Source organism: Phytohabitans houttuyneae (assembly GCF_011764425.1).
In the GTDB taxonomy this organism is placed as follows: domain Bacteria; phylum Actinomycetota; class Actinomycetes; order Mycobacteriales; family Micromonosporaceae; genus Phytohabitans; species Phytohabitans houttuyneae.
In genome coordinates this window covers 3,903,672-3,915,773 of record NZ_BLPF01000001.1, presented here as the reverse complement: position 1 = coordinate 3,915,773, position 12,102 = coordinate 3,903,672, and the positions used below count along the sequence as shown (strand labels likewise).

Sequence of the window (12,102 nt, the reverse complement as noted above, 5' to 3'; positions counted from 1 at the left end):
GGATGGAAGGTCGCCTGCAGATGTGGCTGGCAGGCCTTGGCTCCGACACCCACCCGCGCGAGGAGTGAAGCGCTTTACAGCCAGCACGTCGCCGAGGCGCGGAGCCAGGAACTGCCGATCTGCGCTCATTGCCAGCAGCAGAAGCCCCGCGCCGACATGTCCAAGGGATCACCGCACCTCTGCAAGCCATGCCGGAACGCGGCGACACGAGCTTGGGCGGAAGCAAATCCGAGCCAGTGGGAGCGGAACCAGCGGCGGTCTTACCTTCGGCGTAAGTACGGCATGACCGAGGCGGACTACGACGCGCTACTGGAAGCGCAGGGCGGCCTGTGCGCCATCTGCGGAGGTCCGCCTGGTGATTCCCGCGGGTTCCGACCCCACATTGACCACTGTCACAAGACCGGGCGTGTGCGCGGCATTCTCTGCAACTTGTGCAACCAAGGTCTCGGCGGGCTACGAGACGACCCAGAGATCCTCCGCAGCGCAATCGCCTATCTCCTACGCCACCGGGAGGCGGCATGAAGGCCATCACTGTCCGCGCTCCCTGGTGCATCGCGATAGCCGCTGGGGCGAAGCCGGTCGAGAACCGCACCCGACCAACGTCGTACCGCGGCCCGGTCGCGATCCACGCCGCCGCCTCGTGGGCGATCCAGGGCGGCGACGACCCGCGCGTCCGCGCCTGGTGGTGGGGCGACCCGGCGTGGCGGCACCGGCCGTCGCTGGAGTCCGGCGACTTCGCCTACGCCTTCCGGCGGGTCATCGCCGTCACCAACCTGAACGGCTGCCACCAGGCCGAGCCGGGCTGCTGCACCACGCCGTGGGCGGACCAGCCCACCGCCGCGGTACCGATCGTCTGGCATTTGGAGCTCGCCGACACGGTGCGGATCGACCCGGTCGGGCCGCTGCGCGGCCAGCTCGCCGTGCCGTGGCGGCTGCCCGTCGAAGCGGCCGCGGCCGTCACCGCCAACTACGGGCTTGCGACAGCGGTCGCGAGCCTCGGCCAGGGCGGACTGCTGAGCAAGGTGCGCGCCGCATTCGAGGAAGTCGACCCGGCTCCGGGTGAGCTTGTCGAACGCAGCCGCCGACTTGTGGTAGGCGGTGATGCCGGTGCGTGACGGGGTCTGGCCGGCGGCCGCGATCACCGATCCGGCGCAGTTGGGTCCGCTGCTTCGCCGCCGCCGCACCGAACTCGGCCTACGCCTGGAGGACGCAGGCGCGGGCGCCGGATTGCAGGACACGCACCTCGGCCGGATCGAGCGCGGCGCCGCGTCTCCGCGGATTCCAACCCTGATCCCGATCCTCGACCGGCTGGGCCTGCAGCTCCTGATCGTCGACGCAGGTCCCGCCGACGGAGTCGCCGTCCGCCTCGCCGAGCTGGCGGAACAGGTCGCGGAGCTGCGGACCGTGATGACGTGGCAGGGCCTCCGCGACCTGCGGCAGCAGGTAGATGCCGCCGTCGAGGGCCGGGCGGACGCCGAAGCGCGCGTCGTCGAACTCGAGGCCCGCAATGCTGCGCTGGCCGAGGAGGTCGCCGGGCTGCGGCGGCGGGAGGCGCCAGCGATGCGCGTCGAGTTGCGGGAGCTTCGCGCCCGGATCCGCCGCTTCGAGGAGGCGTTCGACGCGCTCGCCCGCCAAGACGTCCTCACCCCGGAGCTGATCGAGCAAGCCCGCGACGCCGTCGACGGAACGCCGGCTGGACGGGAGGCGGCGTGAACCAGCACCTGCTGATCGAGACGATCCGCCGCGTGATGCACGCCCGCGGCTGCACCGGCACGGCCCTCGCCGCCGCCGTCGGCGTGCACGAGAACACCGTCTACGCCTGGTTCCGTGGCACCTCATCGCCCCGGCTCGACATCCTCCTGAACGTCCTGCGGTTCCTCGACCTGCGCATGGAACTTCTGCCGGTCGACGGCGGCCGCAGGAGCGCGACCCCGAAACCAATCCTCACGGCCGACGTCGAGCCGGCCACCCCATTGCAGAACGGAGCACCTACAGCATGACCATCACGATCCCGACAGGGGAGCTCGTCGGCGTCCTCGCCGACGTGCTGCCTTTCGCGTGCACGGACACGGACCTGCCGCACATCAACGTGGTCCGCATCGAGTGGGACGGCACGATGCTCCACGCCGAAGCGACCGACACCCTCCACGCCGCCCGCTCCAGCTGGGGGCCCGACGACGTTGACGGCCGCAGCGACCAGTCCACGCTGACGTCCGTGTTCGGCGGCGCCGACGACCCGTGGGCGCTGCTCGCCTCGTTCGCCGACGTGAAGGAGGTCGTCAAGGACTACAAGCTGTCCGGCAAAGAGGCCGGCGTGCCGCTCACCCTCGACTACCACGACGGTGCGCTCACCATCCGCCGCTCGCGGGACACCCGCTACGCCGCGAAACGCATCGTCCTGGAAGGCCGGGCCGTCGACTTCCCGCGGGTCGGCGCCATCCTCGACGAGCTCGCCGGCGTGGCCGCCGTCGACCAGGTCGCCTACTCGCCGGCCGCGCTCGCCCGGCTGGGCGCAGTCCGGCCACGGGGGCTGATGCGGATGCGGTTCGGGGGCCAGCGCACCCAGGTGACGATCGGCGACCGCTTCCTGGCGTCGATCGCCCCCGACCGGTCCGGTGAGAAGCCGCTCCAGGCGACGCTGGCCGCCGCCTGACCTTCACCTCGGAGGGAGGCCAGCGTTGGCCAGCCACATCACCAACGTCGAGCCGGCCGGGGCGTACGCGCTCGCCCCGGTCGGCCCCGCCGGCGCGGACTGGCAACGGGCGGACGCGGTCGACGGCCCGGCCGGCATGGCACACCCGGCGCGGCTGACCCGTCGGCAGGTGCAGATCGTCGGGTTCGTCGCCGAATACACCGGCCGGCACGGCTATCCGCCGAGCTTGCGTGAAGTGTCTCGGGCGGTCGGCCTATCACCGAACAACGTGAGTTCGGTGTTCCGGCACATCGCAGCGCTGATCGGCCAGGGGATTCTGGCCCGGTCGACACCGTCAGGCGCGCGCCATGCGCGGGCGATCACTCTCGCCGAGCCGCGGAGGGCCGCCGGGTGACGGCGCCCAAGCTGACGTCGCGGGACATGGTCACCGCCCTGTACCGGCATTTCGCCGGGCGGTGGGCGATCCTCACCGAAGTCACCGCACGACCGGCCGCAGTGGGCGGCCGCATCCCCGCCGGCGCCCGCGACCGGCGGATCGACATGCTGCTTGTCCGTGGCGGCATGCGTGTGGCTATCCGTCCGTCGCCGCACCGGGCGCCCGCACACACGGGACCACAGCTTCCGCTCGCCCTGCCCGAGGCTGGGCAGCCGCCCGACGTGCCTGTTCGCGACGACGGCGGGATCGAACGCCTCGCCATCGAAATCAAGGTGTCTCGCGGCGACTTCCTCCAGGACGTTCGGGACCCGTCGAAACAGGCGCCGTGGCGGGAACTCGCGCACCGGCACGCGTACGCGGTCCCCGAAGGGCTTGTCGGCGTGCTGGAGGTGCCAGCCGGCTCGGGGTTGATCGTGGTCAACCCCGACAACCGTGCGGCATCGGTTCGCTTCGCTCGGACCGCGCCGAAGACCGGCCACATCCCGGGCCCGCTGCCGCTGGCCAACATTATGGACGCGTTCTACCGGGCCTCGCGTGCGGAGGCCGAACTGAAGGGCTACGGGTTCGGGGTCGAGCGTGACGGCGACGACCCGGGCCGGCTCCGTGCCGAGCTGAAGCGGCTGCGCCACGACCTCGACCTGGCGCACAACAAGGCGGAGCAGGCACTCGAACGCGCCCGCGAGAGCGCACGGAAGCTGGCCGCGGTCAAGCCGCCGCCGTGCTCGACGTGCCAGCAGCCGCTGCACCCGGCCCGCAGTCGGCAGGCCCGCCGGCGGAACGAGGACTGGGAGCACCGCGACGAAATCCACGCCGCCCTGTGCGAAGGCATGCGGAAGCTCGCGTGGGAAGAGCACCTGGACACCCTGTCGGGTGAGGACCGCCGGTGGGCGCGGTACGACGCCGTGCCCGGGCCGCAGCCCGCCGATCCCGGCGACGGGAGGGCGGCGGCGTGAGCGGGTCCCTATTCGTCACCGGTGCGTCGTGCGCGGACCTTCTTGACCGGCCCTCGGAACCGGCCGGGCAGCGGCTCGTCAGGGTGTTCGACGCGCCAGGTCATGTATTCGCGCAGGTCGTCGGACCGGCCGCCGTCGCCGACCACGTCCCCGTAGGCGTCCCACAGCTCCTGATCGACGCTCACGTTGAAGCGCGGAGTCCGGTGCCTGTCGGTGCCCACGTCGCCACCGTAAGGCGTGGACCCCCACACGGCAATCAATGTTTGCGCCGCTGGCGCGTCGGAGATCGACCGTGCGATAGAGTGTGGGGGTCCACATGGGGGCCCACTTGCGAGAGGTGAGGTGCCATCAATGAACAAGACGCTCTGGATCGGACGCCGGGCCCAGCCGATCTGGCAGGCCGCGCAGCGCGAGGCCGACCGACGCGAGATCCCGCTGACGCAACTCCTGACCGACCTCCTGGAGAGGCATCTGCCCGGCATGGCCGAGGAGCCCACGCCGCAGGACCAGTGGGCGCAGATCGCGCCGCGCACACCTGCGGCCTAGGCCGACACCTATCCGCACTCTCAACCCACGGGAGACGACGTCAGTGCCAGACATCTGGGCCTTCATGCGAGCGGTGCGCAACTCGGACCTCTCGCATCCGGTCAAGCATGTCCTGCTGACGCTGGCCTCACTTGCAGACCCAGCGACGGGCGTAATCCCGGAGCGGTTCACACCGAGCCTCACTGACCTTTCTCGGATGACAAGCCTCGGTCGTTCCACTGTGGCCGAATCGCTCAAGGCGGTCGACGTCGAGAATTCAGAGAATGGCGAGGGCTGGGTTAAGCGCGTCCAGCCGTCCATGAAGGACGCGCGCATGAACAAGGCCAAGACGCAGTACGCCCTCCTCGTCCCTGCTAGTGCACAGGGTGGACTAGTCCAGGACGTGGACCAACCAGAACCACCCAAAGTGGACACCGGCGCTAGTCCAGGAGATGGACTAGTCCAGGAGCCGGACGGGGCTAGTCCAGGGGCTGGACACGAAGTACACGACCCTACGACCGAAGAAACCAAACCCCCTTCTTCCTCGGCGAAGCCTCGAAAAGAAAAAAAGGACGGGGAATTCCGCGAGGACGCCGACCGCATCTGCCGCTATCTCGCCGAATGGGTCGTCCGCAACGGCTCCAAGCGCCCCACGATCACCGACAAGTGGCGAACGGACGCCCGACTCATGATCGACGCGGACAAGCGTTCGCTCGAACAAATTCGAGCCGTAATTGCCTGGTCCCAACGGCATCACTTCTGGCGATCAAGGGTCCTCTCGGTGCCGAGGCTGCGGAGCGAGTTCGACGCGATCAGGTTGCAGATGGAAGGCCAGAACGAGCAGGACCGGCAAAGGTCCGGCGGCAACCAGCCCTACCGCAACCCCGAGAACCAGGACGACTACAACGACTGGAAGAAGGCGCCGGCATGACCGACATCCCCCCGCTGACGGCCGAGATCCTCGCCCGCCGTGGCATCGACCCGGCCGCCGCGGACGCCTGGGTGCCGGCCGAGTACGACCCGGTGACGTTCCGCACCGAGCAGGCACGCGAGGTGCTGTCCCGCGTAATTCCGACTCGGTTCGCGGAAGCGAAGGCGGACCACCCGGAGGTCGCAGACTGGGTGCGCCGCTACCTCAAGGCTCCCAACGAGGCGCCGTCGCTGGTGCTCGTCGGGCCGACCGGCACCGGGAAGACGTGGCAGTGCTGGGGTGCCGCCCGCGCGATCGTCGAAGGGCTCGCCGCGACCGGCCGCGGGCTCATCTGGCGCGCGACCACCCACCCGGATCTGAACGCAGCCCTACGGCCGAAGCCGGACCAGTCACACTCGTGGGCCCTGGAGCCGTACCTCGAAGCCGAACTGCTCCTGCTTGACGACGTTGGCGCGGGCAAGCAGTCGGACTGGACGGGTGACTCCCTGTACCGGCTAGTCGATCACCGCTGGTCGAATCGCAAGACCACCATCTACTCGACCAACCTGACCGCGAAGGCGCTCACCGACGCCGTCGGCGACCGCGTCGTCTCGCGCCTCGCGGACGCCGTCCACGTGACGATCAAGGGCACAGACCGGCGGTGGGCCGCGTGAGCACCGAACCCCGCATCCCACCCCACGACGCGGGCGCGGAGAAGATCGTGCTCGGATGCGCGATGCTATCCCCGGAGGCGCTGACCGAGGCTGAGGCAGCGGTCAAGCCGGGCGACTTCTACCGCTCGGCCCACGAACTGATCTTCGCCACGCTCGTGGAGATGGCCGCCCGCAAGGAACCGACCGACCCTGTAGCGGTTGCCGACCGACTCGTCGAAACTGGCCGGCTCAGCCGCGTAGGCGGCGTCGCCTACCTCCACGAGTGCTACAACGCGCCGCCCACGGTCGCCACCGTCGGCTACTACGCGGGCATTGTGGCCGAGAAAGCCAGGCTCCGCCGACTCGCGGCCCTCGCCGAAAAGGTCGAGCACGGCATCTTCGGGGGCGAAGGCACCCGCAAAGCCACCGACATCGCCGACATGATCCGCGAGGCGCTAGCCGAGCTCGACGCGTCCACTGCCGACACGGCCGGCCCTCGAATGTGGAGCGAGGTCGTCCCCGACGTCCTCGACTCGATCGAGCAGGCAGGTTCCAACCTCGACCAGGTTCCTGGCGTCCCGACAGGCCTCCACGACCTCGACCGGCTGCTGAACGGCTTCCACCCGGGGCAGCTGATTGTCGTCGCCGCCCGCACATCAGTGGGGAAGTCGGTCGCCACGCTCGGCTTCGCCCAGCACGCCGCCTGGGTCCACAAGCTGCCCGCCGCCGTCTTCTCGTTGGAAATGACCGACGTCGAAATGGGCAAGCGGCTGCTGTCCTCGGCATCCCGTGTGCCGCTGAACGTCATCACCTCCGGCGCCCTCTCCGATGAGGACTGGGCGAAGGTCGCCCGGACTGCCGGAGAGTCGTCGGAGGCGCCTCTCATCCTCGACGGTACGGCGAGTATCGGCCTCGCCGAGATCCGCGCCCGGGCTCGCAAACTGCATCGCCAGCACGGGCTGAAGCTGATCGTCGTCGACTACCTCCAGCTGATCGCGGTGGAGCGCGGCGAGAACCGGCAGACCGCCGTGGCTGCTCTTTCGCGCGGCTTGAAGCTGCTGGCGATGGAGCTCCAAGTACCTGTGATCGCGGTCAGCCAGTTGAACCGCGGGCCGGAGATGCGCACCGACAAGCGGCCCACCAAGGCTGACCTGCGGGAGTCCGGGGCGATCGAGAACGACGCCGACGTGATCATCCTCATTCACCGCGACGACTACTACGACAAGGAGTCCCCGCGGGCGGGCGAGGCCGACTTCATCGTCGACAAGAACCGCGCCGGACCCACCGACACGATCACCGTCGCGTCGCAGCTCCACCTGTCCCGCTTCTCCAGCATGGCCATCCTCCCCTGAAAGGCACTAACGGTGAACGACGTCGATGACGAGTTGCCTCCATACGCGGATCGCTGCCCGAAGTGTCGAATCCGCACTGTCGTGCCCCCTCTGCTCGTCCGGCGGAACCAACGCGGCACGGGGGTGACTGCCGACTACGCCTGCCCTCGCGGGCATACGTGGTACACCAACTGGGCTTGGTGGACCGGTGCGCCCCACTCCACCGACAGCGAGGCCGCCTGATGTTGATCCGCCCGGTGGACCTTCCGTCCCTCCGCGACGAGACCGTGGACTGGGTTTCCGCCTCGGGACCCGAGTTGTACGAGCGGGCCATTCTTGACGGCCGCCAGCTTGTGAAGCCGATGGTGGCCTCATCTGCTCGGGGTGCCGCCATCCTTACCGCGCAGGAGGTTGGCCGGCTTCGGAAGGCGGACCTGTTCTACGTCTCGGAACAGATGACCACCCTCGCCGTCGCGGCGGGCCGGTCGCTGCCCGAGTTCACGCTGATGCCAGAAGATCTGCCGAGCCCGTCGGGTCTGGTCTACTTCGCCAAGCCGATCGCAGCCGTCGACTACAGCCAGTGGTACGAGAACGAGGCCGAGTCCCCGATTGTCGCCGCGTCGTGGGGGCACTGGACCGGCAACAATCCCGCCTGGGTCAACGGCGGCGTTTGGGTCACGTGGTACGCCGACCGGGACGCGAACTTCGACAGCGCGCTGGAGCGCGGCGCGGGAACCCGAGGAGGATCGAGGCCGCCCGCCGGGTCAGTGGGCGCCTCCTCGTGGACAACGAGTCCCAGAGCCCTTTCACCACAACCCCGGTTGGTGTCGCTGACCAGGATGGGCAGGAGACCACGTTCGCAGAGGCAACCGGTGTAGTGCGCTGGCTGGCCACGCTCCGCGCGACGTGGCTGCTCATGTCGCAGCCGGTCGCGTCGGTGCAGGAGGCCGAGTTCGACCGGGCAGCCCGCCGCCGCGCGGAGCGTCAAGGCCAGCCGTCACCGCGGGTTCGCGTCATCTCCCTGCGGCGTCCAGCCTCGACGGCATCGGGTCACTCAGACCGCGAGTACAACCACCAGTGGATCGTGCGCGGCCACTGGCGCCAGCAGTGGTATCCGGCCCGCCAAGTCCACCGCCCGCTCTGGATTGCTCCGCATGTCAAGGGACCCGAGGACAAGCCCCTGCTCGGCGGCGAAAGGGTCTACCACCTCGCGCGATGACCGCTTGAGTTCTGCCGTCCTGTGTACGGCAACCCAACCTGAAGGAGAACAACATGACCGACGAATTCGTCCCCGCGTCCCCCGCGATCCAGGAGCAACTTCAACGGGGAGCGGCAATCCACGTGACCGCTGTCCTCGCCCGTGACGCGTTCGCGCTTGCCGAGCGTGTGGCCCCGCGCCCCGATTCGCGTGACGTCCCGGCGTCCGACTGGGCTCGTCACCACGCCGCTCTGGCTCTGGCCGCGCACGGTGTGGCCCGGGAGGCAGTTGCTGGCCTGCCACCGAACCCGGGCAAGGGGTCGCGTCCGGACCTTGGCTACCTGACAGCCCTTGCCGTGTCATCCACGGCTGCCGCTGCCGCACTTCTTGGCGACCCGGCCGAGATATCCAAGCTGCTGTGGGAGCTGACTCCGGAGGCCGGAAACCTGAACGGCGAGGACGTCGACTGGCTCGCCGACAACCTTGATGGGTTGGGTGTGAACCCGGCGGACCTGTACCGGTGGTTCGACGCCGCCGACTTCAACAGCCCGAGCGCGGCGGTGACCGCATGACCACACGACCCCGCGTCTGGCTGGACTGCGAGACCGTCAGCCTCGACCCCGATCGCCGTGCCTGGGAGGTGGCGCTGATCCACCGCGGCGCCAATGATCCCTCGACGGACACGGAGTGGTCGTGGTTCGTCAACATCGACGACCTCGACCTGCCCAGCACTGCGGACCCGGAGGCGTTGGAGATCGGCGGGTTCTGGCGCCGCCACCCGCAGGCCGCCGAGGTGCCGCTCATCGGCCGGCTCGCCGGCGTGGTCCCTGACCTGCCCGCGACTGCGCCGGAAGGGGCGGTCTGGTCGGAGCGGACGGTGATGTCGGTGGCCGCGTCGTGGACGAAGGGGAAGGCGATCATCCACGGGTCGAACCCGGCGTTCGACATGCACACGCTGGCACCGCGAATGGCCGTGCACGGGATCGTCCCCGAGTGGTACTACCGCGGCTTGGATGTCGCGGACCGGGCCGCCGGCTGGCTGGCAGGGGCGGGGCGCCCGGTGCCGACGAACGAGCAGGGCGACGAGAAGTCGGACCTGATCGCCGCGGCGTGCGGCCTCGCCCTGCAGGCGTACGAGCGTCACACCGCACTCGGCGATTGCCGGTTGTTCCGCGACCTGTGGGACGTCATCCAGGAGCCGCCGGCGCGACCCGATGCGGACGCGTTGGCGGCGCTGGTCGCCGACATCGAGATCATGCTGAACCAGAGGACGGGGCACGCTCACACCCGGCCGGGAATCTGGGACCCGGACAACCGGCCCGGCAAGGCGAACACCGTGTGCGTGGAGTGCGCGGCTCGGCGGCGGGTCCGGGCCTGGTTGGACGGGCAGGCACCCGCCGAGTCGTTCACCGCGGCGCGCGCCGCCGTGCGGGCCGTGTTCGAGCGCAGCAACGAGTACTTCGGCGGCGACACGGTGGAGGAGCTCGACGCGGTCCTCGACGGCGCCCTGGCCGAGTACGCGGACAAGGCGGCCGGTTCGTTCCGGCGGGAGAACGAGGCGCTGTTCACCGGCGCGGCAACCCCGAACGTCCAGTTCGTCACCTTGAAGGACCTGCTCACGGTGACGTCAGCGCTGCGGGAGGTCCTCGGGTTCGAGGGCACACCGGTCGCCACGGAGATTGTGGACGCGATGCGCGCCGAGCGTGCGGCTGCGGGGTCGCCGTCATGACCGACGTGGCACGCGCCCGCTGCGGCAGTTCTGCCGTCCACCCGCCGCACCGCGACGTCGGCGGCGACCCCAACATCCCGGACTGCGAAGGCCAACCCCGCCGCGCCACCGACCGCGAGATCGACCAAGCGACGGCGTGGGTCAGGTACTCGATGGCCGACGCCGGTCACTCGCCCGAGCTGGATGCCGAGCGCCTCGCCGAGTACGACCACGCGCTGGAGGTGCTCATACACGCCAACGGCGGCCGGTACGCCGAGCCCATTGACCGGTTCGCAGACGGCCGCGCGCAGGCCCTGCTCGACGTCGGCGAGGCCATGTCACCGACCGGCGAATCGCCACCGGAGGCGCTCGGCAACGTCGTCGACGCGGTCCGCGAACTGGCCCGCCGTGAGCGGCCTGACCCGCTCGTGGTCGCCGTCCTCGACGCCGCGATCTTGTGGCGGCAGGACGGGTTCGGCCCGGCCGAGTTCATCGACGGCCAGAAAGACGACTTCAGCGACCAGGAACTCAAGCTGATCAAGGCCGTCGACGCCATGCTCGACGCCCGCCACAACCTCCGCGACGAGCCGGCCGACGACCTCGATGCCCGCCTGCGAGAGGCCGCCGCCTGGCCGTCCGTCGAGGAGACGACTCGCCGTTTCCTGACCACGTACCGGGAACTGGCACCGCGGTACGGCTATGAGCCGACGGGTACTGCCGACTGGGACGACGAGTCGTCGAGGCCCCGGAAGCTGCTTGAGCAGACCTGTGCGCTGATGCTCGCCTGGCTGGGCGACCAGCTCGGCGCGCGCGAGGCCGCCCCGCCCACCACCCTGGTCGCCGACCTCGCCGACGAAGCCGCCCACGAACGCGTCGCCCGCGTCATCCACGCCGAGCGGTGCGGACTCAGCGCGACTGCGATGTGGGACATGCCCGACGAGCGGAAGCTCGCTTACGCCCTCGCCAAGGCCGCCATCGACGCCTATCGCGCCGGACAACCCTGGGAGCCCGCCGAGGGCCGCCTCGCCCGCGCCCTCAGCGAGCGCGGCTACGTCGCCCCGGGCCTCGGCGGCGACGTCGTAGCCAATGCGCTCACCATCGTGGACAAGCTCCGCATCCATGCTGACGAGCTCCAGAACGCCCTGGACGAAGCCGCCCGCGACGCCCACGAGGCCGTCGAGCCGGAGGCGGTGTACGACGGCGGGCTGAGCACCGAACAAGAGATCCACGACCGGGCCCTCGGCCACGCCACCACAGCGATCGGCAAGGTCCTGATCAAGGACCCTGCCGCGCGACTCGACACGCCAGCGAAGGTCATCGCCGCGGTGCTGGCGATTGCCCGCGGGTTCGAGCCGTACATCCGCGACGGCGCCCAGCCCGCGGAGCAGCCCAGCGTCGGGCAGCGCGGCTTCAGCGAGGGCTACGCCGAGGCCGTGCGCCGGCTCCGCGACCGCGACCAGTACGAAACCTGGTGGGTGCAGCACCAGTACCCGCAGGGCGTGCCACAGCGGGAGATCTTCTCTCCCGCGGTCACGATCGGCCTCGCCGACTACCTGGAGGCCACGGCGCCCGGTCCGGGTGATCCGTTCGCCGACGCGCTCGCGAGCCGCTCGCCGCGCTGCACCTGCCCAGCCGGGCCCGGAGAGCACCCGCACACCGCGCGCGGCTGCGACATCCAGGGCTGCGGCTGCACCTGGACACCGCCCCAGCACGCCAACGACGAGGAGAAGTGATC

At 70.0% G+C, this 12,102-nt stretch carries 17 protein-coding genes; 16 read left to right on the top strand and 1 reads right to left on the bottom strand.

Annotation, left to right across the window (positions count from 1 at the left end; all coding sequences use genetic code 11):
• Window positions 1-156: 156 nt before the first annotated feature.
• The 7 genes from Phou_RS55525 to Phou_RS17910 are packed head-to-tail and all read left to right on the top strand — an operon-like array spanning window position 157 to window position 4,042.
• Complete coding sequence (locus Phou_RS55525; RefSeq protein WP_371872188.1) at window positions 157-522, top strand: endonuclease VII domain-containing protein; 366 nt, start codon at window positions 157-159, stop codon at window positions 520-522.
• Window positions 519-1,115 (top strand): ASCH domain-containing protein, encoded by a 597-nt coding sequence (locus Phou_RS17935; RefSeq protein WP_173057054.1) that lies wholly within the window; start codon window positions 519-521, stop codon window positions 1,113-1,115. The genes Phou_RS55525 and Phou_RS17935 overlap by 4 nt, the downstream gene beginning before the upstream one ends.
• Window positions 1,108-1,713: a helix-turn-helix domain-containing protein gene (locus Phou_RS17930; RefSeq protein WP_173057053.1), complete on the top strand. Its 606-nt coding sequence runs from the start codon at window positions 1,108-1,110 to the stop codon at window positions 1,711-1,713. The genes Phou_RS17935 and Phou_RS17930 overlap by 8 nt, the downstream gene beginning before the upstream one ends.
• On the top strand, window positions 1,710-2,000 hold the full coding sequence (locus Phou_RS17925; RefSeq protein WP_173057052.1) for a helix-turn-helix domain-containing protein: 291 nt from the start codon (window positions 1,710-1,712) through the stop codon (window positions 1,998-2,000). The genes Phou_RS17930 and Phou_RS17925 overlap by 4 nt, the downstream gene beginning before the upstream one ends.
• Window positions 1,997-2,653 carry a hypothetical protein gene (locus tag Phou_RS17920; RefSeq protein ID WP_173057051.1) on the top strand — a complete coding sequence of 219 codons (657 nt, stop codon included), beginning with the start codon at window positions 1,997-1,999 and terminating at the stop codon, window positions 2,651-2,653. Before Phou_RS17925 ends, Phou_RS17920 begins: the two co-directional genes overlap by 4 nt.
• A 25-nt stretch (window positions 2,654-2,678) precedes the next feature.
• Window positions 2,679-3,047, top strand: coding sequence for a LexA family protein (locus Phou_RS17915; protein WP_246273600.1), 369 nt, complete (start codon window positions 2,679-2,681; stop codon window positions 3,045-3,047).
• Entirely contained in the window at window positions 3,044-4,042 is a 999-nt protein-coding gene (locus Phou_RS17910) for a hypothetical protein (protein WP_173057050.1), read from the top strand. The genes Phou_RS17915 and Phou_RS17910 overlap by 4 nt, the downstream gene beginning before the upstream one ends.
• Before the next feature lie 8 nt (window positions 4,043-4,050).
• On the opposite strand, the gene Phou_RS17905 is transcribed toward Phou_RS17910, so the two are convergent.
• Window positions 4,051-4,263, bottom strand: a complete 213-nt coding sequence (locus tag Phou_RS17905) for a hypothetical protein (protein ID WP_173057049.1) — start codon at window positions 4,261-4,263, stop codon at window positions 4,051-4,053.
• A 130-nt stretch (window positions 4,264-4,393) separates the two neighbouring features.
• Between Phou_RS17905 and Phou_RS17900 the strand changes: the two genes are divergently transcribed.
• From Phou_RS17900 to Phou_RS17860, 9 genes are all read left to right on the top strand, one after another.
• On the top strand, window positions 4,394-4,588 hold the full coding sequence (locus Phou_RS17900) for a hypothetical protein (protein WP_173057048.1): 195 nt from the start codon (window positions 4,394-4,396) through the stop codon (window positions 4,586-4,588).
• A gap of 43 nt (window positions 4,589-4,631) precedes the next feature.
• Window positions 4,632-5,498, top strand: a complete 867-nt coding sequence (locus Phou_RS17895) for a phage replication protein O (protein WP_173057047.1) — start codon at window positions 4,632-4,634, stop codon at window positions 5,496-5,498.
• Entirely contained in the window at window positions 5,495-6,151 is a 657-nt protein-coding gene (locus tag Phou_RS17890) for an ATP-binding protein (protein ID WP_173057046.1), read from the top strand. The genes Phou_RS17895 and Phou_RS17890 overlap by 4 nt, the downstream gene beginning before the upstream one ends.
• The gene (gene dnaB, locus Phou_RS17885; RefSeq protein ID WP_425571165.1) at window positions 6,139-7,482 is read left to right on the top strand and encodes a replicative DNA helicase; all 1,344 of its coding nucleotides are present in this window, start codon (window positions 6,139-6,141) and stop codon (window positions 7,480-7,482) included. Before Phou_RS17890 ends, dnaB begins: the two co-directional genes overlap by 13 nt.
• Before the next feature lie 266 nt (window positions 7,483-7,748).
• On the top strand, window positions 7,749-8,339 hold the full coding sequence (locus tag Phou_RS17880) for a hypothetical protein (RefSeq protein WP_218579046.1): 591 nt from the start codon (window positions 7,749-7,751) through the stop codon (window positions 8,337-8,339).
• Window positions 8,340-8,377: 38 nt separating this feature from the next.
• Entirely contained in the window at window positions 8,378-8,680 is a 303-nt protein-coding gene (locus tag Phou_RS17875; RefSeq protein WP_173057044.1) for a hypothetical protein, read from the top strand.
• Window positions 8,681-8,733: 53 nt separating this feature from the next.
• A complete protein-coding gene (locus tag Phou_RS17870; RefSeq protein WP_173057043.1) occupies window positions 8,734-9,231 on the top strand; it encodes a hypothetical protein in 498 nt (165 codons plus the stop codon).
• A complete protein-coding gene (locus tag Phou_RS17865; RefSeq protein ID WP_173057042.1) occupies window positions 9,228-10,388 on the top strand; it encodes a hypothetical protein in 1,161 nt (386 codons plus the stop codon). Before Phou_RS17870 ends, Phou_RS17865 begins: the two co-directional genes overlap by 4 nt.
• A complete protein-coding gene (locus Phou_RS17860; RefSeq protein WP_173057041.1) occupies window positions 10,385-12,100 on the top strand; it encodes a hypothetical protein in 1,716 nt (571 codons plus the stop codon). The genes Phou_RS17865 and Phou_RS17860 overlap by 4 nt, the downstream gene beginning before the upstream one ends.
• The last annotated feature ends 2 nt before the right edge of the window (window positions 12,101-12,102 follow it).